Origin of the sequence: Hymenobacter monticola (assembly GCF_022811645.1) — a bacterium.
In the GTDB taxonomy this organism is placed as follows: domain Bacteria; phylum Bacteroidota; class Bacteroidia; order Cytophagales; family Hymenobacteraceae; genus Hymenobacter; species Hymenobacter monticola.
In genome coordinates, this window is sequence record NZ_CP094534.1 from 2,963,477 (window position 1) to 2,983,347 (window position 19,871).

Annotated in this window: 14 protein-coding genes; 3 read left to right on the forward strand and 11 right to left on the reverse strand. The window is 60.7% G+C overall.

All coding sequences use genetic code 11. The features are described from left to right. Nucleotides 1-67: 67 nt before the first annotated feature. The gene (locus tag MTP16_RS12435) at nucleotides 68-454 is read right to left on the reverse strand and encodes a hypothetical protein (protein ID WP_243508945.1); all 387 of its coding nucleotides are present in this window, start codon (nucleotides 452-454) and stop codon (nucleotides 68-70) included. 245 nt (nucleotides 455-699) lie between these two features. Continuing rightward, complete coding sequence (locus tag MTP16_RS12440; protein ID WP_243508946.1) at nucleotides 700-1,899, reverse strand: proline dehydrogenase family protein; 1,200 nt, start codon at nucleotides 1,897-1,899, stop codon at nucleotides 700-702. 146 nt (nucleotides 1,900-2,045) lie between these two features. Here MTP16_RS12440 and MTP16_RS12445 point away from each other — a divergent pair, with 146 nt between their 5' ends. Beyond that, on the forward strand, nucleotides 2,046-3,173 hold the full coding sequence (locus MTP16_RS12445) for a chorismate mutase (RefSeq protein WP_243508948.1): 1,128 nt from the start codon (nucleotides 2,046-2,048) through the stop codon (nucleotides 3,171-3,173). A gap of 9 nt (nucleotides 3,174-3,182) precedes the next feature. Here the strand turns inward: MTP16_RS12445 and MTP16_RS12450 are convergent, their stop codons facing one another. Then, nucleotides 3,183-3,599: a hypothetical protein gene (locus MTP16_RS12450; RefSeq protein WP_243508949.1), complete on the reverse strand. Its 417-nt coding sequence runs from the start codon at nucleotides 3,597-3,599 to the stop codon at nucleotides 3,183-3,185. A gap of 26 nt (nucleotides 3,600-3,625) precedes the next feature. After that, on the reverse strand, nucleotides 3,626-4,054 hold the full coding sequence (locus MTP16_RS12455) for a hypothetical protein (RefSeq protein WP_243508951.1): 429 nt from the start codon (nucleotides 4,052-4,054) through the stop codon (nucleotides 3,626-3,628). 137 nt (nucleotides 4,055-4,191) lie between these two features. On the opposite strand from MTP16_RS12455, the gene aroB reads away from it, so the two are divergent. Both aroB and MTP16_RS12465 read left to right on the forward strand, forming a co-directional pair. Then, nucleotides 4,192-5,238, forward strand: a complete 1,047-nt coding sequence (aroB, locus tag MTP16_RS12460) for a 3-dehydroquinate synthase (RefSeq protein ID WP_243508953.1) — start codon at nucleotides 4,192-4,194, stop codon at nucleotides 5,236-5,238. A gap of 75 nt (nucleotides 5,239-5,313) precedes the next feature. Next, on the forward strand, nucleotides 5,314-6,555 hold the full coding sequence (locus MTP16_RS12465; protein ID WP_243508956.1) for a 3-phosphoshikimate 1-carboxyvinyltransferase: 1,242 nt from the start codon (nucleotides 5,314-5,316) through the stop codon (nucleotides 6,553-6,555). On the opposite strand, the gene MTP16_RS12470 is transcribed toward MTP16_RS12465, so the two are convergent. The 7 genes from MTP16_RS12470 to MTP16_RS12500 form a co-directional block, all read right to left on the reverse strand. Next, nucleotides 6,539-7,345, reverse strand: coding sequence for a helical backbone metal receptor (locus MTP16_RS12470; protein ID WP_243508958.1), 807 nt, complete (start codon nucleotides 7,343-7,345; stop codon nucleotides 6,539-6,541). The two genes, MTP16_RS12465 and MTP16_RS12470, sit on opposite strands and share 17 nt — an antisense overlap. Before the next feature lie 134 nt (nucleotides 7,346-7,479). After that, nucleotides 7,480-8,550 carry a M42 family metallopeptidase gene (locus tag MTP16_RS12475; RefSeq protein ID WP_243508962.1) on the reverse strand — a complete coding sequence of 357 codons (1,071 nt, stop codon included), beginning with the start codon at nucleotides 8,548-8,550 and terminating at the stop codon, nucleotides 7,480-7,482. A gap of 114 nt (nucleotides 8,551-8,664) precedes the next feature. Beyond that, nucleotides 8,665-10,233 (reverse strand): acyl-CoA carboxylase subunit beta, encoded by a 1,569-nt coding sequence (locus MTP16_RS12480; protein ID WP_243508965.1) that lies wholly within the window; start codon nucleotides 10,231-10,233, stop codon nucleotides 8,665-8,667. A 185-nt stretch (nucleotides 10,234-10,418) separates the two neighbouring features. After that, complete coding sequence (locus MTP16_RS12485) at nucleotides 10,419-13,031, reverse strand: ATP-dependent Clp protease ATP-binding subunit (protein ID WP_243508969.1); 2,613 nt, start codon at nucleotides 13,029-13,031, stop codon at nucleotides 10,419-10,421. Between the two features lie 183 nt (nucleotides 13,032-13,214). After that, complete coding sequence (locus MTP16_RS12490; RefSeq protein ID WP_243508972.1) at nucleotides 13,215-13,889, reverse strand: WbqC family protein; 675 nt, start codon at nucleotides 13,887-13,889, stop codon at nucleotides 13,215-13,217. Nucleotides 13,890-13,988: 99 nt separating this feature from the next. Further along, nucleotides 13,989-15,176, reverse strand: a complete 1,188-nt coding sequence (locus MTP16_RS12495) for an efflux RND transporter periplasmic adaptor subunit (RefSeq protein WP_243508976.1) — start codon at nucleotides 15,174-15,176, stop codon at nucleotides 13,989-13,991. Between the two features lie 191 nt (nucleotides 15,177-15,367). Then, complete coding sequence (locus tag MTP16_RS12500) at nucleotides 15,368-19,783, reverse strand: CusA/CzcA family heavy metal efflux RND transporter (protein ID WP_243508979.1); 4,416 nt, start codon at nucleotides 19,781-19,783, stop codon at nucleotides 15,368-15,370. Nucleotides 19,784-19,871: the final 88 nt, after the last annotated feature.

Genomic DNA, 19,871 nt, shown 5'->3' on the forward strand with positions numbered 1-19,871 from the left:
ACATCCTACTTACTTTCCAACTATTTCTTGTTCCTATCCCGGCTGCGCACTTGAGCTGGCCGCTGCTCTACTGCGAGTCGCCGTTGGAAGCGAACTGTTGAAAGTTGGCTTCGTCGCGCCAGAAAGCGCGGCAGTCGCGAATAAGGCCCTTCAGAAACTCCTCGTCCTGCTTGAGGCTACGCCATTCGCCCATGCCCATTTTTTCGCAGAGCTTGTAGAAGTTATCGCCCTGGCCTTTCGAGCCCTGCACTTTCACCAGGCAGCTGAGCGGCGGACGGCCTGCTTCGTGTTCGATAGTAGATATTTCGGCCAGCATTTCATTGAGCCGGGATTTCTCATGCGAGATGTCCAGGTTCAGCCCTAATTCGGCTTCCTGCACAAGCGTGAGGTAGCTCACAGTTCCGGTTTGCAGCCGGGCATAACGAATCAAATACGTGCGAATGCGACCAATCATGATGGGACTTGAGGTGAAAAAACGATTTTTAGGGGGAGAAAATTAGCGACTTTCGGCTACACCGCACCGATAAGCAACGCGGTGATGTTCGCTACTTTTCCAGGCCCTCAAATCATACCTCGTGCCACTTTGGTGAAAAACAGGAATTGTTCAATATTTTTAGATATTCAACAATCAGAATTTCAATAAGTTGATTGGCTGAAAAAATATGATGCCCACGAATATGCTACAGAGATTCTTCGGGGTTATCTGTTCTGGCGGCGGCGAATTTCTTTTTGAATAAGTAAAAATTCGCGGCTGCTCTGGCCGGCAATGGCGGTGTTCTCGTCGGCGCGGCGCAGCAGATAGGGCATCACGGCGGCCACCGGGCCGTAGGGCAGGTATTTGGCCGTGTTGTAGCCGGCGTGGGCGAGATTGTAGGTGAGGTTGTCGCTCATGCCGTAGAGCTGGGCAAACCAGATGCGCGGGTCGCCGGGGGCCAGGCCGGCCTGTTGCATGAGCTGGGTGAGCAGCAGCGAGCTGGCTTCGTTGTGGGTGCCGGCGCAAATGCTGATGCGGTCGACATGCTGCACGCAATAGCTTAGAGCCTCGTCGTAGAGCGCGTCGGTAGCGTTTTTGGTGGGGTTGATGGGGTTCTGGTGGCCGCGCTGCTTGGCCACGCGGGCTTCTTTCTCCATGTAGGCCCCGCGCACCAGCTTGGCGCCGATGTAGTAGCCAGCTTCGGCCGCGGCGTCGTGGGCCGCTTTCAGGGCGTCGAGGCGGTCGTGGCGGTAGAGCTGGTAGGTGTTCCAGACAATGGCCTTCTCACGGTTGTACTTGGCCATCATGTCGTAGGCCAGCAGGTCGATGGTGTGTTGGAACCAGCTTTCCTCGGCGTCGATGAAGAGGCGGATGCCGTGCTGGTGGGCGCGGGCGCAAATGGCCTCTACGCGGGCCACGGCGCGGGTGTGGGCGGCCTCCTCCTGAGCGGTGAGGAGCTGGCCGGCCTGAATTTTCTCCAAGATGGCCACGTCGGCCACGCCGGTTACTTTAAAGACGGAGAAGGGGATGTGCTGGGAGCGGTGCGCCTCGTCGATGGTGGCCAGGATTTCGTCGCGGGTGTGGTCGTAGCTGGCGTCGCTGCCTTCGCCTTCCACCGAGTAGTCGAGGATGGTGCCGATGTTGTACTTGCCCAGCTCGGCCGTGACGGGGCGGCACTCGGCAATGGTTTCGCCGCCGCAGAACTGCTCAAATATGCTGTGCTTGATAAGAAACTTGGTGCCGGGCAGGCCCCACTTGAGGGCCGCTTTCATCAGGCCGCTGCCGGTTTTCACAAGGCTGCCGTTGTTCATGGCCGCAAACAGGGCGTAGACCTTGCGCAGCTGGGCATCGGATTTGGAGGCGAAGGCCACGCGGGTGTCTTCGAAGGAAATGGGCGGGGCTTGGGTGGGAGCGTCGGGCGACATGGGCAGGGGATGAGGGCGTGGAAATGGGGAGGAAAAGGAACGGTCGGGCGAAGGTAACCGGTAAACAACGTTCCCTTGAAACGAGTTACGTTTGCCGGGCTTTTCGGCTGCTGGTCGAAAAATCCGCTTCCTTTTTTTCCTTGCCAATGCCCGCCGCCGCTAATACGTTCTTCACCCGCTTGTTGGCTCAGAAAGGCCAGCCCATCCTCATCGCCGGCCCCTGCTCGGCCGAAACCGAAGAACAGGTGATGGCCACCGCCCGCGGCCTGCAGGCGCTGGGCAAAATCGATTTGTTCCGGGCCGGCATCTGGAAGCCGCGCACCCGGCCGGGTTCCTTCGAGGGCATGGGCGGGGTGGCGCTGCCCTGGCTGCAGCGCGTGAAGGCCGAAACCGGCATTCCGACCGCCATTGAAGTGGCCACGCCGCGCCACGTAGAAGAAGCCCTGGCCCACGGCATCGACGTGCTCTGGATTGGGGCGCGCACCACCGTGAACCCCTTTGCCGTGCAGGAGCTGGCCGACGCCCTGGCCGGCACCGGCGTGCCCGTGATGGTGAAAAACCCCGTGAACCCCGACGTGGCCCTGTGGGCCGGCGCCCTGGAGCGCTTGGAGCGGGCCGGCATCCGGGATTTGGCGGCCATTCACCGGGGCTTCAGCACGTTTGCACCCAGCCGCTACCGCAACGCGCCTACCTGGGTGCTGCCCATCGAGCTGAAAACGCGCTTCCCGCACATTCCCCTCATCTGCGACCCCAGCCACATCGGCGGGCGGCGCGACCTGCTGCTGCCCATCGCCCAAAAGGCCCTCGACCTTGACTACGACGGCCTCATCATCGAAACGCACCCCGACCCCGACCACGCCCTGAGCGACGCCGAGCAGCAGGTGACCCCCGAGCGCCTGGGCGAAATCCTGCACGAACTGAAATACCGCTACCGCTCCAGCAACAACGCCGACTACCTCAACAAAGCCGAGGACCTGCGCCACAAGATGGACGTGGCCGACCGCGAGATAGTGGAAGCCCTGGCCCGCCGCATGGCCCTGGTAGAGGAGTTGGCCGAGTACAAGAAGGAAAACGACGTGAAAATCCTGCAAATCGACCGCTGGCAGGAAATTTTCAGCACTCGGCAAGAGTGGGCCCGCAAGCTCAACGTGAATGAAAAGTTTGTGGCCGAGCTCTACAAACTCATTCACATTGAAAGCATTCGCAAGCAAACCGAAGTGCTCAACGGCCGCCCGCAGGTAGATGGCGTGCCGCACCTCGGGCCGGGGCTGTAGCCCGAGGCGCTAGGGCAGCCGCAGGTAGGTGTCGACGGGGTGGTCGCAGGGCCCGCCGTAGTCGAGCACCAGCGAATCGCCGCGCAGCGTAATGATGGCCTCGCGCGGGCCCAGAGTGGCATCGACGAAGCGCAAGCCGGACGCCGGCGTGGGAATGCCGCAGGTCTTTACCGACGCGACGCTGTAGGTGCCGCTGGAAACGGGCTGGGCGTTTTTGAAAAAGGTGTAATCGGTGGCCGTGAAAGTGGCCGTTTCGTTGGGCGGCGGGCCGGGAACGCAGTAGCACTGCCGGTGCACCAAGCGCCAGTTGCCCGTCAGCCCCTCGTGATGGGGCGTGGCTTCTTCGTCATCATCGGGGACACAACCGGCCAGACCCAAGCCGGCAACCAGCGAGAAGAGAAGCGAAAAGCGGATGAAATTGCTCATAACCAAGCTGATAGTGTTGGGTTGTCTTAGCGGCGCGTGTAGTAATAGCCCCGGCCATCGGTGTAGTCTTCCACGATGACCAGTTCGTTGGGTGAGAGTCGTTCGATAAATTCTTTTTCGGAGCCATTGCGGCGGCCATACGCCAGGAAGGTTTGGGGCCGGCGGTTGACGAAAGAGTTGGCTTTGAACAGCACGTACTTGGCCTTAGTGCTTACCGCACCATTAAGCAGAAACGTGGCTTGCTTGTCGTCATCAAACACGATTTCCTGGCGCTGGGCCGGGTCGGCTGGGTGGACCTGGCCGGTGAGGCCGCCGTCGGTTTGGGTAAGCTGCCAGCGGCCCACCAGCAGGTCGGCTTTTTGGTCTTCGGGCGAAACGGCGCCTTTGGAGCAGCCGGCCAAGCCGCTGGCGGTGAGGAGCAGAAAAAGGGCGTAGTGGTGATAAGAATGCTTCATAGTAGGGAGGGAGTGTAGAAGCGGTGAGCCGGCAAAAAGCGCGCCATCAGTCCACTTAGCCGCATGACCGGTGCTCCGGCCAAAAGGTTGCTCTATGGCAGCGGCTGAACTGAAAAATTTATCCTGACTTTTGCCCCATGGAGAATTCCGTCATCATTGGCCCCGAGGCGCTGCCGGCGCTGGCCGAACTGCTGTACCGGCCGGCCGTGAGCCGGGTGTTTGTGCTGGTCGACGCGCACACGGCGCGCGCCTGTCTGCCCCTGCTCGAACCGCATTTGCCAGCCAATTATTGCCTCATCGAAATCCCGGCCGGCGAAGAATACAAGTCGCTGGCCAGCTGCGAAGTGGTGTGGAGCCAGCTCACGGCCCAGCGCGCCGACCGCCACGCCGTGCTCGTGAACCTGGGCGGCGGCGTGGTGACGGATTTGGGCGGCTTTGCGGCGGCGCTCTACAAGCGCGGCATTCGTTTTGTGCAGGTGCCCACCACGCTGCTGGCCCAAGTGGATGCCAGCGTGGGCGGCAAGACGGGCATCGACTTTCAGGGCTACAAAAACCAACTGGGCGTGTTTCAGGAGCCGGCGGCGGTGTTCATCAACCCAAAATTTCTCGAAACCCTCGACCCACGCCAGGTGAAATCCGGCTACGCCGAAGTCATCAAGCACTGGCTCATTGCCGATGCCGACGCCTTTAACACCAACCGCCGCCTGGGCTGGCTGACCGACAACTGGACCCCCATCATCCGCGAGTCGGTGGCGTTGAAGCAGCGCATCGTGGCCGAAGACCCCCTGGAGGCCGGGCCGCGCAAGCTGCTCAATTTCGGCCACACCGTGGGCCATGCCATCGAAAGCTACCTGCTGTTGCAGCCCGGCCGCGAGGCCCTGCACGGCGAGGCCGTGGCCGCCGGCCTGGTGTGCGAAAGCTGGCTTTCGGTGCAGCACGGCCTGCTGAGCGCCGAAGAGCTGGACAAAATTGAAACCTTCGTGTTTTCGGTGTTCGACAAGCTTTCCTTCGTAATGATGGAAACCGCTGCCATTGCCGAATTTGCCTTGCAGGACAAGAAAAACGCGGGCACCACCATCAATTGCACATTGCTCAAAGGCATCGGGCACGGCGTGTACGACCAGCCTGTGACAGTAGCCGAAATCGCCGAGGCGCTTCGGTATTATCTCCGCTTGCAATCGTAGCACCTGCCTGCCCAGACGTCTGTCAGCGCATTTAGAACCTTGAAAAGCGCCCGCTAAAGCAGGCGTCCCTCACTCATGCACCTTTCCTGGCCCGGCGGCCTGCTCAGCGGCACCGCCCAACTCCCGGCTTCCAAAAGCGAAGCCAACCGCGCCCTCATCCTGCGAGCCCTGGCGGGTGGCGGCAAGGTTGATAACCTGTCCGACGCCAACGACACGCAGCTCATGCAACGCCTGCTGATGGAGGTGCCAAACACTAATGTGCTTGATGCGGAGGATGCCGGCACCGTTATGCGTTTTCTCACGGCCTATCTGGCCGTTACGGGTTGGAAGGGCCGCCTCACGGGCACTGCGCGGGCGCAGGAACGGCCCATTGCGGTACTAGTGGAGGCACTGCGCCAGGCCGGGGCGGTCATCAATTATTTGGCGAATGAGGGCTACCCACCCCTGGAATTTGCGGGCTTCGCGGCGGCCGATGCCTCAGAGCCCACTGAGCTGTCGGTGCGCGGCGACATCAGCAGCCAGTACATTTCGGCGCTGCTGATGGTGGGGCCGTACCTGCCTGGCGGCCTGCGCCTCACGCTCACCGGTCCTATTGGCTCGCGGCCTTACATCGAGATGACCCTGGCGCTGATGCGGCAATTCGGCGCGCAGGTCTCGGCTGAGAGCGACGTACTAACGGTGCCGCCGGGGCAGTACCGGCCCACAGATTATGTGGTGGAGTCGGACTGGTCGGCCGCCAGCTACTGGTATTCATTGGTTGCGTTAGCGTCGGCGGGCTCCGAAATTACCTTGCCGGGACTGCGGCGCGAGTCGCTGCAAGGCGACCAGGCCATTGCCGGAATAATGACGCATTTCGGCGTCAAAACGACTTTCCTAAGCGACGGTGTTCATTTGCAACAACAGCCGCCCGCGCCGCAGCAGGAAATCCCCACTCTTGATTTTACCGACTGCCCTGACTTGGCCCAAACGGTAGCCGTAGTGGCCGCGGCCCTCACGCGGCCCGTAGAAATGACCGGGCTCGAGAGCCTGCGCATAAAGGAAACCGACCGCATTGCCGCCCTGCAAATGGAGCTTGCCAAATTCGGCGGTGACCTGCGCGACTTGGGCGAAGGTCGTTTTCGGGCCGAATCGAACGGGTTTTCGGTGTTCGAGCAATCGGTGGCAACCTACCACGACCACCGCATGGCCATGGCTTTTGCGCCGCTGGCGCTGCTTGGCCCGGTGCACATCCAAAGTCCGGGAGTAGTCCGGAAATCGTATCCGCAGTATTGGAAGGAATTGGCGAAAATTGGCTTTTCTATTAGCGAAGCTGCCTAAAATAGGCAGCTGACTTTCGTAGCCGGCTGCCGTACCAGCTAAATAATTCGCCGTCGACAGTTTCAATGGTTGCGCCGGGGCAAATAGCCTGAAATTCGGCCACGTGCTTTTCACCAAAAGGGTAGGGCTCGGAGGAAAGCAGGATGCGCTTCGGCGCAACGGCAGCCAATTGCTCGGCGGTTATTTCCGGGTAGCGGGTTTGGCCCGCGAATGCATTGCGAAAACCCGCACGGCGCAGCATATCATCAATGAAAGTGCCGCTGGCGGCCACCATGTACGGTTTGCGCCAAATAAAGTAGGCGGCCGATGCCAGGCCATCAGGTGCCGGGACTTCTAACGCAGCGAAAGACGCTTTAATTTCCGCGGCCAGCGCAGCGGCTTTTTCCTTGGCGCCCGCAGTGAATCCAACGCGCCGAATCATGTCCAGCGCTTCGGGCAAGTTGCCGATGTCGCTGAGCCAAACCGAATAATCAGCGGCTAATTGTTCGATGCCAGCCTGGTAATTTTCTTCCTTATTCCCAATAATTAAATCGGGTTTTAGCGCGGCTATTTTCTCAAAGTCAAAATTCTTGGTGCCGCCAATTACCGCGGCTTTCGTGCGCGCCTCGGCGGGGTGAATGCAGAATTTGGTAACGCCCACAACTTTCTCACCCAGCCCTAAGTCAAATAACAATTCCGTTTGCGAAGGCACCAGCGACACAATGCGCTGCGGCGGAAACGGCACGGCCACGCGCCGGCCCATCTGGTCGGTGACGGTGAGCGGGAGAGAAGGAATAATGGGTAATTCCATATTAATAGCAAAGCGACGTATTGAAAATAGTTTGTCATCCTGAACGCAGTGAAGGACCTTATCGCGTTGAGGCATCATGCTCAACCGTGATAAGGTCCTTCACTGCGTTCAGGATGGCAAACGGAGCTTAAAGCTTAATTGAAATACCGGAAATCGTGACAGTCCTCGATGCGCAGCAGCGTCTCGTAAATCAGGCGCGTTACGCTTTCTACGTCGTCTTTGTGCACGGTTTCTACGGTGGTGTGCATGTATTTAAGCGGCAGCGAAATTAAAGCCGAGGCCACGCCGGAGCCCGAGTAAGCAAAGGCATCCGTGTCGGTGCCGGTGGCGCGGGTGGCGGCGGCGCGCTGGAAGGGAATTTCGGTTTGCTTGGCGGTTTCGATGATGAGGTCGCGCAGGTTGTTCTGCACGGCCGGGCCGTAGGTTATTACCGGGCCTTTGCCGCAGGAAATATCGCCAGCTGTCTTCTTCTCGTACATCGGCGACTGGCTGTCGTGCGTCACGTCGGTAATGATGGCCACGTCGGGATTGATGCGGTGGGCCACCATTTCGGCGCCGCGCAGCCCAATTTCCTCCTGCACTGCATTCACGATGTAGAGGCCGAAGGGCAGGGTTTTATTGTTTTCCTTCAGCATGCGGGCCACCTCGGCAATCATGAAGCCGCCCACCCGGTTGTCGAGCGCGCGACCTACGTAGAACTTGTCGTTCAGTACGGTGAATTCGTCCTCGAACGTCACCACTGAGCCCACGTGGATGCCCATTTCCTCCACTTCTTCCTTGGAGGTTGCGCCGCAATCAAGAAACACGGTTTCAATGGTCGGCGCCTTGTCCTGCTCCACCTTGCGCACGTGGATGGCGGGCCAGCCGAAAATACCTTTCACAATGCCCTTTTCGCCGAAAATATTCACGCGCTTGCTCGGCGCCACCAGCGGGTCGGAGCCGCCGTTGCGGCGCAGGTAGAGGTAGCCTTCCTTCGTGATATAATTCACGAAATAGGAAATCTCGTCGGCGTGAGCTTCGATGACGACTTTGTATTTCGCCTCGGGGTTAATGACGCCCACCACCGTGCCGTAGGTATCCACGAAATACTCGTCGATGTAGGGCTTGATGTATTCGAGCCACAGTTTCTGGCCTTCTTTTTCGAAGCCGGTGGGAGAGGGGTTGTTGAGGTAGGTCTGAAGAAATTCGAAAGACTCGGGACGCATAATAACTGTCATTCTGAGCGCAGCGAAGAATCTTATCACGTCAGCGCCGCTAGGTAGAAAAAGGAACGAAGGCAGCCGTGATAAGATGCTTCCTTCGTCAGCATGACAAAAAGTTTACAGCGGAATGTTGCCGTGCTTCTTACGCGGCATGGTGTCCACTTTGTTTTCCAGCATCTTAAAGGCACGAATCAGTTTCTGGCGCGTCTGTGAGGGCAGAATCACCTCGTCCACGAAGCCGCGGTGGGCGGCGCGGTAGGGCGTGGCAAACTTCTCTTGGTACTCGTCCACCTTTTCCTGCAGCTTGGCTTCAGGGTTCTCGGCCTGAGCTATTTCGCGCTTGAAGATGATTTCAGCCGCGCCTTTAGCGCCCATCACCGCAATTTCGGCGGTGGGCCAGGCGTAATTCATGTCGGCCCCGATGTGCTTGGAGTTCATCACGTCATACGCGCCGCCATAGGCTTTGCGGGTGATGACGGTGATGCGCGGCACGGTGGCTTCGCAGAAGGCATAGAGCAGCTTGGCGCCGTTGGTGATGATGCCGCGCCACTCCTGGTCGGTGCCGGGCAGGAAGCCGGGGACGTCTTCGAGCACCAGTAGCGGAATGTTGAACGAGTCGCAGAAACGCACAAAGCGCGCGGCTTTGGTGCTGGCGTTGATGTCGAGCACGCCGGCCAGCACCGCCGGCTGGTTGCCCACAATTCCGATACTGCGGCCTGCCAGACGGGCAAAGCCGACCACAATGTTCTCGGCAAAATTCTGGTGCACTTCCAGGAAAGAACCCTCGTCGATGATGCCCTCAATCACCTCGCGCATGTCGTAGGGCTGGTTGGCATTTTCGGGAATCAGCTTGTCGAGCACCGGGCGGCTTTCATCGCCGGCGGCCTCGTAAGGCTGGTTGGGAGCGGTTTCCTCGCAGTTCTGCGGCATGTAGCTCAGCAGTTGCTTGATGTGGTTGATGCACACCACTTCATTGGCACAGCTAAAGTGCGTGACGCCGCTCTTGGCCGAGTGCGTGCTGGCGCCGCCCAGCTCTTCACTGGTCACATTTTCGTGGGTCACCGTCTTCACCACGTTGGGGCCGGTCACGAACATATAGCTCGTGTGCTCCACCATCAGAATAAAGTCGGTGATGGCCGGCGAGTACACCGCGCCGCCCGCACACGGCCCCATAATGGCCGACAGCTGCGGCACCACGCCCGAAGCCAGCGTATTCTTATAAAAGATGTCGGCGTAGCCGCCCAGGCTTACCACGCCTTCCTGAATGCGGGCCCCGCCCGAGTCATTCAGCCCAATGACGGGAGCACCGTTCTTCATGGCGAGGTCCATGATTTTAACGATTTTCTCGGCGTGAGTTTCGCTCAGCGAGCCGCCAAAAACCGTGAAATCCTGCGAGAAAACGTACACGAGGCGGCCGTTCACGGTGCCGTAGCCCGTCACCACGCCGTCGCCGAGGTAATGCTCCTTATCCAGGCCGAAGTCCTTGGAGCGGTGCATCACAAACTTGCCGATTTCTTCAAACGAGCCTTCGTCGAGCAGTAAATCAATTCGCTCGCGGGCGGTGAGCTTGCCCTTTTTGTGCTGGGCGTCGATGCGGGCCTGGCCGCCGCCCAACAGGGCTTCTTCGTTTTTGCGGGCCAGCAATTCGGTTTTGGAGAGGTGTGCGTGGGCGTGCGGGTCGGGCATAAGTCAGGTATGGCGCGCGGGTGGGAAGCAGCGCAAAAGTGAAAGGCCAAAGGTAGGCTACGGGCCGATTATGAGCCACCGGAATGATGGCATCTGGTTCGGCTCGTACCTAAAAACAAAAAAGCCGGTCCCATTGCTGGAACCGGCTTTTTCAACTGGCACAACTCGAATTGTGAGCTATAATCTTACTTCTTCGCGTCAGCATCGTCGGCTTCCGGCTTGTCGGCCGGGCGCTCGTCGCTGGCAAGGTTTTGCGCCTCACCGCTCTTGCTTACGCTGAAAATCAGCTCGTCTTTGCCGTCCTCGTAGTCGGCAGTAATCACGTCGCCGTGCACCACCTGAGCTTTGAGGATTTCCTCGGCAATCGGGTCTTCGATGTACTTCTGGATGGCGCGGTTCAGCGGCCGGGCACCGTACTTGGGGTCGTAGCCTTTGTCGGCCACGAAGTCCTTGGCCTTCTCCGTCAGCTCGACACGGTAGCCCAGGGCCTGCACCCGCGAGAGGAGCTTGCTGAGGCTGATGTCAATGATGCGGTGGATGTCGGCTTTCTCCAGCGAGTTGAAGACGATGACGTCATCCAAGCGGTTCAGGAACTCGGGCGAGAAGGTCTTCTTCAGGGCGTTGGTGATGGTGCCCTTCGTAATCTCGTCCATGTTTTCCTGACGGGCCTTGGTGCCGAAGCCGATGCCAGCGCCGAAGTCCTGCAGGTCACGCGCCCCGATGTTCGAGGTCATGATGATGATGGTGTTGCGGAAGTCCACCTTACGGCCGAGGCCGTCGGTCAGGATGCCGTCGTCCAGCACCTGCAGGAGCAGGTTATACACGTCCGGGTGCGCCTTCTCAATCTCGTCAAGCAGGATTACTGAGTACGGCTTGCGGCGGATTTTCTCCGTCAGCTGGCCTCCTTCTTCGTAGCCCACGTAGCCGGGAGGCGCGCCCACCAGGCGCGACACGCTGAATTTTTCCATGTACTCCGACATATCGACGCGCACCAGCGCATCTTCTTTGTCGAAGAGGTAAGTGGCCAGCACCTTGGCCAGCTCCGTCTTACCCACGCCCGTCGGGCCGAGGAATACGAACGAGCCAATGGGCTTCTTGGGGTCTTTCAGGCCCACACGGGTGCGCTGAATGGCTTTCACCAGTTGCTTGATGGCTTTGTCCTGGCCAATTACTTTGCCTTGCAGCTCCTCGTTCATGTTGAGGAGTTTCTGGCTTTCGTTCTGGGCCACGCGCGAAACGGGGATGCCGGTCATCATGGCGATTACCTCGGCCACGTTTTCCTCTTTCACCGTGTAGCGCTTCTTCTTGGTCTCCTCCTCCCAGTTTTTCTTGGCAGTTTCGAGCTGGTCGAGCAGCTTCTTCTCGGTGTCGCGAAGCTTGGCGGCTTCCTCGTATTTCTGCGATTTCACCACGCGGTTTTTTTCACCCTTGATGTTCTCGATCTGCTCTTCGAGCGTGAGAATGTCCTCGGGCACCACGATGTTGTTGATGTGCACGCGGGCACCGGCTTCATCGAGAATGTCAATAGCCTTGTCCGGCAGGAAACGGTCGGACATGTAACGGTCCGACAGCATCACGCACTGCTCAATGGCCTTGTCGGTGTACACCACGTGGTGGTGGTCCTGATACTTGTCCTTGATGTTGTGCAGGATTTCGATGGTCTCCTCGGGCGTGGTGGGGTCCACCATCACCATCTGGAAACGACGTGCCAAAGCGCCGTCTTTCTCAATGTACTGACGGTACTCATCCAGCGTAGTGGCGCCGATGCATTGAATCTCGCCGCGGGCCAGAGCCGGCTTGAACATGTTCGAAGCATCGAGCGAGCCCGAAGCACCGCCGGCGCCCACGATGGTGTGCAACTCGTCGATGAACAGAATCACGTCGGGCGACTTTTCCAGCTCGTTCATCACGGCCTTCATGCGCTCCTCAAACTGGCCGCGGTATTTGGTACCAGCCACCAGCGAAGCCAGGTCCAGCGTCACCACGCGCTTGTTGAACAGCACGCGGCTCACCTTCTTCTGAATGATGCGCAGGGCAAGGCCTTCGGCGATGGCGGTTTTACCCACGCCGGGCTCGCCGATGAGGATGGGGTTGTTTTTCTTGCGGCGGCTCAGGATTTGGGCCACGCGCTCAATCTCTTTTTCACGGCCCACGATGGGATCGAGCTTGTCTTCCTCAGCGAGCTTGGTAAGGTCGCGGCCGAAGTTGTCGAGCACCGGGGTGCGCGACTTTTCGCCGGGCTTCTTGGCCGCGCCCGCTCCGGCGCCGCCACGGCCGCCACCGGGGCCCGAGGCGCCAAAGAGGCGGTCGTTGTCGTCGTCGTCCGTGTCGGGCGTGCGGTTTTGCGGGGCTGCGCCGGCATTACCGTGGTAATCCAGCGAGTCGCGCACAGTTTCGTAGTTCACGTTAAACTTGGAAAGAATTTGGGAAGATATGTTGTCCTCGTCCCGGAGGATGGACAACAGCAGGTGCTCGGTGCCAATGATTTCCGACTTGAAAATCTTGGCTTCGAGGTAGGTGATTTTGAGGACTTTCTCGGTTTGCTTGGTGAGCGGAATCGAGCCGGTGATGCTGGTGCCTTGGGTGGCCGTGTTGCGGGTGGCCTGCTCCAGCGAAAACTTGAGCTCGTCGATGCTCACGCCTAGCTTACGCAAGAGGCCGAGGGCGGTTCCTTCGGCTTCGCGAATCATGCCGAGCAGCAGGTGTTCGGTGCCGATGTAGTCGTGTCCGAGACGGATGGCCTCTTCCCGACTCAGAGAAATAACCTCTTTGACGCGGTTTGAGAATTTAGCTTCCATGCCAATAAACGTAGTGAAAAATCAGATAAGCCCCGCGTCGGGCATGTAAACACGAATGACGGGTTGGGCCGATGTAGCTTGAAAACAAGCTGGTTCGGGCGAAGGTTCGGGCCGGGCAAGGCCCGCAAGCAGTTAATTCTTAACGTCGGCAGAAATTGGCAGGTTACGGTGATGAGTACCGAATTACTGCAAAAAGGAGCCGGCCGCCGGGCCCTGCGAAAACAGCAGGTCCAGCACGCTCAAGCCCGGCTCAAAACCTGGGCCAAACACCTGCGGATAGGGCCGCACCCGGACCAGGGCTGCCGGAGTGTCAGGTTCGGGCGGTTTTGCGCCGGTTTTGGGTGTCAGCCAGTCGCGCTGGTCGGCCACGACGGACGGGGTAGAAGCAGGACCCGGGAAAGCGGGGGAAGGTTGCGCGGAATAGTGCGCGTGGTACTCGGAGGTAAGATGCACCGGCAGGGTGAGCCGGAAGCATTTCAGTAACAAACGCAAAAACTGCTGATTTAGGTCAAAAAGCAGGGCGGGCTTACCTACGTAAATATCGTGCAGGTAGTCGGCGTAGTACTCAAAATAAGGGCTATTGCCATAAGCCGTCTGCAGCGTGCGCCAGTGACGGTGAATCCAATTCTGCCGGTAGTCGATTTCGATTTTCGCAATGCTGACCTTTTCGGCCCGGTTGCCGTCAATGACCGGCACGGTGAGGGGCTGCACGCCCTGAGCCGTTTTGATGAGGCAACGGTTGCGGTAAGTCTGCTTGCGGTAGTGCTCATGCGCTTCGAGCAGCAAGCCGTCGGCGTGCGCGAGCGTGGCGAAGAAGGCGGCGGGCGGGTGGTAGTGGAGCTCGGAAAGAATAATCATGGGATGGCGTAGAGACGCATATTTGCGTCTCGTCGTTGAACCGGGCGGGCAAAAATCGTTCGCTGATTCCGTTCAACGACGAGACGCAAATATGCGTCTCTACTCATCACCACCCTGCCCTTTACTGCGCTCGGCATCCAGGAAATAAGCGCCCCGGATAACCAAACGAGTGGTATCGGGCAGCTTATCCAGCAAACTCACGGCTACCTGGCCCTGGTCGGTGGCGCCAGGGCGGAGGCTGAAGCGGCGGAAGGTGCTGCCACTGGCATCGGATTTTACCTGATAATAGCCGTAGCTGACTTCGCCGCCGGGCACGAGGGCATCTTCGGGGAGGGTGCGCTGCGGGGTGCGGCCGGTGAGGATACGGGCACTGACGTATTGGCCGGGCAGCAGGGTGGCGGTGGCGGCCGCGTCGGGGCCGGTGTCGTGCAGGTGGGCGTGCACGGGCACGGTGCGGCCGTCGTCATCGAAGGCTTTGCCGACCAAGAAAACGGTAGCGGCCAGGGGCCGGGCACTGGCGCCCTGCGACGGCACGCGGAATAGGACGTCCTGGCCCTCCTTCACCTTGGTGATGTCGCGCTCGAATACTTTCAGCTCCAGGTGCAGGTCGGAGCGGTCGACCAGCTCAATCAGCACGTCTTGCGGGTTCACGAACTGACCGGGGTTGACCAGCACGGCCTTTACGTAGCCGCCAATGGGTGCTACAAGCGGCACGCTGGGCCGGATGCTGGTGGCGCTGAGCGACTCAGGTTTCAGGCCAATGAGGCGGAGCTGGGCGGCGAGGCTGCCGGCCGCGGCCTGCTCGGTGCGCAGCTCGGCGGTGGCCTGCTGAAGCTTGCGGCGGGCGCCCACGTCCTCGTCGTTGAGAACTTGCTGGCGAGCGGTTTCCTGCTTCAGAAACACGATGCGGGCCTGGCTTTGGAGGTAGTCCTGTTGCAGCTTGAGGTACTCGGGGCTGCGCAGCGTGGCCAGCACGGTGCCGCGCGCCACGTGCTGGCCGGGCAGCGTCGGCAGCTGCTGTACATAGCCACCCATGATGGCCGTGACGGATACGCGGTGGCTGGGCGGCACGTCAATCTGGCCGGTGGCTTGTACTTCGGTGCCGAGGTCGCGGCGGGTGAAGGTGCCCAGCTCGATGCCGGCAGCTCGTAGCTGGGCTTTATTGAGGAATACTTCGTCGGGCGCGCGGGGTGGGGGCGGGGCGGGCTTGTCGGCGGTTTTTTCGTCGGCATTTTTACCGCAGGCGATGAGGAAGGGTAGGAGGGCGAGGCAAGTGACGGATTTCATGTTGTTTCTACTCAATTGATGAGAACGTTATGCTGAGTGGAGTGCAGCGAAGTCAAAGCATCTCTGGTGTTTTGTTCAAACGTGGGGCCTCACCCCCGGCCCCTCTCCCGCGGAGAGGGGAGCCAGACGATGCACATGAGATGCCTTGGCTTCGCTCGGAATGACGTTCTTTTAGTCTATTCAATTTTTAATTATTGCTCATCCGCTCCGGCCAGCGCCTGAATGTTGGCTACCAGTTCATTGTATTGCCGAAGCTGCTCGAAATACGCCTCCTGAATCTGCCAGGCGGGCTGGGTGTTCACCACGTACTCCACGTACTCGATGTCGCCGGCGCGGAAGCTTTTTTCGGCAGTGGTGAGGATGAGGCGGGCTTGCAGAAGAGCGTAATTTTCGTAATAAAGCAGAGAGGCCTGGGCGCGGGCCAGCTGCTGGCGCAGGGTGCTTAGCTGGGTGCCGAATTGCGTGTTGGCATAAGCCAGCTGCACCTGAGCAGCTTCTTCGCCTATTTTGGCGGCGGCAATGCGGGCGCGCTGGGCGCCGCCCAGCAGCGGCACGGCGATGCCAGCCTGGGCCACGTTGAAGCCTCGTTCCTTGTTAATGGTCTGGTTGAAGTAGCCAGCCCGCAGGTCGGGCAGCCGGCGTAGCTTTTCGAGCCGGGTTTGCTGCTGGCTGAGGGTGAGCTGCTGCTGGTAGAGGGCCAGGGTGGGGTTGGTGGCGGGCGTGAGGGTGGCCGTATCGGCGGGTAGCAGCACGGCGCGGGGGCTGGCGGTGGTGTCGATGTCGGCCAGACCGGACTGGCCCAGCAGCAGGGCCAACTGGCGGCGCTGCACCAGTAGTTCGGAGCGCAGGGTGGCGAGGCGGTTTTGCAGCTCGCGGGCGCGGGCTTCGGCCGATACCTGCTCCAGGCGGTTGGTTTCGCCCACCTGGTAGCGGATGCGGGCGGCCCGGGCGGCGCGCTGGTAGAGGCTGTCCTGCCGGCGTAAAAGGGCCGTGAGGCGGTAAGTCACCAGCAAATTATAGTAGCCCGACCGGATGTTGCGGGCCAACTCGCGGCGCTGGGCCCGGGCCCGGATGGTGCCGGCCTCGGCCGTGGTTTGGAGCACCTGGCGCTGCGCGCCGTACACAGTGGGGAAAGCCGACTGTTGCAGAATGTTGAAGGTCTGGTCGTTGAGCGCGCCCTGAATCTGGCCATACTGGTAGTCAATGGTCAGGCGCGGCAAGTCGTAAGCGCTGCGGGCCATGGCCGCCTGCTGCTGGGCCTGTAAGGTGGCCGACTGAACCAGCGGGCTTTGCGCCAAGCCGGTGCTCAGGGCCCGGGAGATGCTGAGCGGCGCATTGGTGGGGGCTTTGGTGGCTTGTGCGCGACCGGTGGCCGGTGCCAACAGCAACCCGCCAAGCAGCAGAATCACCGCGGCCGGGATACCGGCCGTGCCTCCTGTTTCGGCGGCTACTTTAGCTTCGTGGGCCGCCTCGGCGGCGTCAACGGGGCTAGGCTCGTCGTCTTTCACGAAGAAAGTATAGAGAACCGGCAGCACCACCAGCGTGAGCAGTGTGGCCGTTATTAGTCCGCCGATGACGACTGTGGCTAGCGGTTTCTGCACCTCCGCGCCGGCTGAGTTCGACAAGGCCATCGGCAGAAAGCCCAGCGAGGCCACTGAGGCCGTGAGCAGCACCGGCCGGAACCGCTCCTCGGTGGCGCGCAGCACCCGCTCGCGAATCTTCCGCACGCCGGCGCTGGCTAGCTCGTTCAGGCTGGCCACCAGCACAATCCCGTTCAGCACGGCTACGCCGAACAGCGCGATGAAGCCCACGCCGGCCGAAATGCTGAACGGCATCCCGCGCAGCCACAGCGCCAGTACCCCGCCAATGGCCGCCAGCGGAATACCCGTAAAAATCAGCAGCGCCTCCTTCACCGAGCGGAAGGCCAAGAACAACAGCATGAAAATGAGCACCAACGACACCGGCACGGCAATGGCCAGCCGGTCCTTGGCGTGGTTGAGGTTTTCGAACTGGCCGCCGTATACGATGCTGTAGCCGGCGGGCAGGCGCAGGCCGGTTTGCAGCTTGCCCTGGATGTCCTGCACGAGGCTTTGTACGTCGCGTCCGCGCACGTTCACGCCGATGTTGACGCGGCGGCGGGCGTCATCGCGCGAGATTTGGGCGGGGGCGGGTTTCAGGGCCACGGTGGCTACTTCGGCCAACGGAATCTGGCTGCCGTCGGGTAGGGACACGAGGAGCTGGTTGAGGTCGTCGGCCCCGCGGCGGTGCAGCGAGTCGAGGCGCAGCACGAGGTCGAAGCGGCGCTCACCTTCGTAAACCTGGCCGGTAGTTTGGCCGGCGAAGGCGGTTTGCAGCAGGGTGTTAAGGTCCCGCACGCGCAGGCCGTACTGGGCCAAACGGGCGCGGTCGTAGCTCACCCGCAGCTGGGGCAGACCGATGATTTGCTCCACCTTCAGGTCGCCGACGCCGGTTAGCGGGCGGATGAGGGCCGCCGCCTCGTCGGCTTTGGCTTTGAGTAGGTCGAGGTCATCGCCGTAAATCTTGACCGATATGTCCGACTTCACGCCGGATATTAACTCATTAAACCGCATCTGAATGGGCTGTTGGAATTCCAGACTGATGCCGGGCACGCCGTCCAGGGCTGCCTGCATCTTGTTAGCCAGCGCCTCGCGGGTGGGAGCGCTGGTCCAGTCGGCGCGGTCTTTCAGAATAATCATGATGTCGCCGTCTTCCATCGACATGGGGTCGGTGGGGATTTCGGAAGTGCCGATTTTGCCCACCACCTGCAGCACTTCGGGAAACTGGCTTTTGAGAATGCGCTGAATCCGCCCGGTTATCAGGACGCTTTCTTCGAGCGACGAGCCCGGGGCCAGTGTCACGTTCATGGCAAAGTCGCCCTCGTCGAGCTGCGGAATGAACTCGCCGCCCAGCCGCGAAAACACCAGGCCGCCCAGCGCCAGCAGCCCTAGCGCCACGCCCACCACCAGCCCGCGGGCCCCCAGCGCCGCCCGGATAATCGGCTCGTAGCCGCGGTGCAGGAAGCCGACAATCCGGTCGGCCAGATTGGGTTTATCGCTGATGTTTTTCTTCAAGGCCCAGGCCGTTACGGCCGGCACGTAAGTGAGGCACATCAGCATGGCGCCCAAGATGGCGAAACTCACCGTCAGGGCCATCGGCCGGAACATCTTGCCCTCGATGCCGGTGAGTGAGAGAATGGGCAGGTACACAATGAGAATAATGAGCTGGCCGAACAGGGCCGACTTCATTAGCCGGTTGGTGACGCCTTCGGTGATGTCGTCCATAGTTTCGTGGGCGGCCTTGAGGCGCTCGTGCACGAGATGGGCGATGACGGCTTCCACAATAATCACGGCCCCGTCCACGATGAGGCCGAAGTCCAGCGCGCCCAGGCTCATGAGGTTGGCCGACACGCCGAAGGTGCGCATCATGCCCAGCGCGAAGAGCATGCACAGCGGAATCATGCCTGCCACCACCAGCCCGGCCCGCAAGTTGCCGAGCAGCAACAGCAGCACCGCCACCACGATGACGCCGCCCTCAATCAGGTTTTTTACCACCGTGTGAATGGCCTTGTCTACCAGCTTGGTGCGGTCGAGGAACGGGTCGATTTCCAGACCTTGTGGCAGGGTTTGCTGGATTTCTGCTACCCGCGCCTTCACGTTTTTGATGGTGGCCTCGGAGCTGGCGCCTTTCAGCATGAGCACCACGCCGCCCACGGTTTCGCCCTGGCCGTCGCGGTTCATGGCCCCGTAGCGCACGGCGTGGCCGAAGCGCACGGCCGCCACGTCGCGCACCAATAGCGGCGCGCCGCCCTGGCCGGGCACACCCACGGGCTTCACCACAATGTTGCCAATGTCTTGCAGCGAGGTGGCCCGACCCTCGCCCCGAATGAAAAAGGCCCGCGGACCGCGCTCTAGGTAGCTGCCGCCGGCGTTGCCGTTGTTGGCTTGCAGGGCCTCGTAAAGCTCGGCCATGCTCACGCCCGCGCCGGCCAGGCGGGCGGGGTCCACGCTCACCTCGTACTGCCGCACGTAACCGCCGAAGCTGCTCACGTCCACCACGCCGGCCACCCCAGCCAGGCGGCGCTTCACCAGCCAGTCCTGGATTTCGCGTAGCCGGGCCAAGCTGTAGCGTTTCTCGTAGCCGGGTTTCACCTTGAGGGTGTACTGGTAAATCTCGCCCAGGCCGGTGGTAATGGGCGCCATGCCCGGTGCGCCCAAGCCTTGGCCAAGGTCGGCCTCGGCCACTTTTAGCTTCTCGGCCACCAGCTGGCGGGTGTGGTAGGTGTCCACGTCTTCCTCGAAAACGACGGTAATCACCGACAGCCCGAAACGCGAGATGGACCGGATTTCGGTGACGCCCGGAATGGTGCGCAGCTCCAGCTCCAGGGGCACGGTAATGAGCTGCTCCACTTCCTGGGCCGCCAGCGCGGGGCTTTGGGTGATGACCTGAACCTGGTTGTTGGTGACGTCCGGAATGGCGTCAAGCGGCAGGCTGGCAGCCGAAAAAACGCCCCAGGCAATGAGGCCCGCCAGCATCAGGCCCACCAACAGTTTATTGCGGATGCTGAAATTAATAATCGCCGAAATCATGCGAAACGATGCAATGCGGCCCGGCCCGAACGCGGCCACGTGGCCACCCCGGCAGGCGCTAAAAATCCAATAAGAGAGGGGAGAAGGC

Coding starts and splice junctions, on each gene's coding strand:
- aroB (WP_243508953.1), top strand. CDS start 4,192: ATGGAGAATTCCGTCATCATTGGCCCCGAGGCGCTGCCGGCGCTGGCC.
- MTP16_RS12440 (WP_243508946.1), bottom strand. CDS start 1,899: ATGTCGCCCGACGCTCCCACCCAAGCCCCGCCCATTTCCTTCGAAGAC.
- MTP16_RS12470 (WP_243508958.1), bottom strand. CDS start 7,345: ATGGAATTACCCATTATTCCTTCTCTCCCGCTCACCGTCACCGACCAG.
- MTP16_RS12495 (WP_243508976.1), bottom strand. CDS start 15,176: ATGAAATCCGTCACTTGCCTCGCCCTCCTACCCTTCCTCATCGCCTGC.
- MTP16_RS12475 (WP_243508962.1), bottom strand. CDS start 8,550: ATGCGTCCCGAGTCTTTCGAATTTCTTCAGACCTACCTCAACAACCCC.
- MTP16_RS12480 (WP_243508965.1), bottom strand. CDS start 10,233: ATGCCCGACCCGCACGCCCACGCACACCTCTCCAAAACCGAATTGCTG.
- MTP16_RS12455 (WP_243508951.1), bottom strand. CDS start 4,054: ATGAAGCATTCTTATCACCACTACGCCCTTTTTCTGCTCCTCACCGCC.
- MTP16_RS12485 (WP_243508969.1), bottom strand. CDS start 13,031: ATGGAAGCTAAATTCTCAAACCGCGTCAAAGAGGTTATTTCTCTGAGT.
- MTP16_RS12500 (WP_243508979.1), bottom strand. CDS start 19,783: ATGATTTCGGCGATTATTAATTTCAGCATCCGCAATAAACTGTTGGTG.
- MTP16_RS12445 (WP_243508948.1), top strand. CDS start 2,046: ATGCCCGCCGCCGCTAATACGTTCTTCACCCGCTTGTTGGCTCAGAAA.
- MTP16_RS12465 (WP_243508956.1), top strand. CDS start 5,314: ATGCACCTTTCCTGGCCCGGCGGCCTGCTCAGCGGCACCGCCCAACTC.
- MTP16_RS12490 (WP_243508972.1), bottom strand. CDS start 13,889: ATGATTATTCTTTCCGAGCTCCACTACCACCCGCCCGCCGCCTTCTTC.
- MTP16_RS12450 (WP_243508949.1), bottom strand. CDS start 3,599: ATGAGCAATTTCATCCGCTTTTCGCTTCTCTTCTCGCTGGTTGCCGGC.
- MTP16_RS12435 (WP_243508945.1), bottom strand. CDS start 454: ATGATTGGTCGCATTCGCACGTATTTGATTCGTTATGCCCGGCTGCAA.